Source organism: Pseudocitrobacter sp. 2023LY-00077 (assembly GCF_055796175.1).
The window spans coordinates 1-603 of the sequence record NZ_JBSPEI010000076.1; the positions used below are offsets into that span (position 1 = coordinate 1).

Here is a 603-nt window from a genome sequence, read left to right on the forward strand (position 1 = left end):
CTAAGCCAGCGTATTCCCTACGGTGGCTATTACCGTGACCGTACCATCAAAATTCTGCGTTATAAGGATTTGATGTAATGGAAAGAAAAACCGTTATCAAACTCAGCGGCTCAATGGCTCAGCGATTCGGCAGGACACATCGCCGATCACTAACGTCCGCCAGCGAAGTATTCAGAGCGCTTTCTAACACCATTGATGGCTTTGATGCTTACCTGCGCGAGACCAGAGCGAAAGGGCTGGATTTTGTCATCTTCCGAAACAAAATTAACATAGGCAAGGAAGAGTATGAGCTTCTTGGGCCTGGCGATGAACTTCGCATTATCCCTGTCATACGCGGTAGTAAAAGGGCGGGACTCTTTCAAATTATTACAGCCGCCGCAATTGTGGCTTTCACCTGGTGGAACCCAATAGGATGGGCTGCAGGTACACAAATGGCGCTATATGCTGCAGCTGGTTCTATGGCAGTTGGTGGCGTGGTGCAAATGCTCTCCCCTCAGGTATCAGGTCTGCGAATGCGGCAGGATCCTGATAACAAACCCTCTTATGCGTTTGGTGGGCCCGTTAACACAACAGCATCTGGCAATCCCGTCCCCCTGCTTTATG

1 protein-coding gene is annotated in these 603 nt (G+C 49.9%); it reads left to right on the top strand.

Going from position 1 to position 603, the window contains the following annotated elements; translation table 11 throughout:
* Positions 1–77: 77 nt before the first annotated feature.
* On the top strand, positions 78–603 hold a 526-nt coding region (locus tag ACWWFX_RS25425), incomplete at its 3' end, for a tail assembly protein (RefSeq protein ID WP_473225119.1).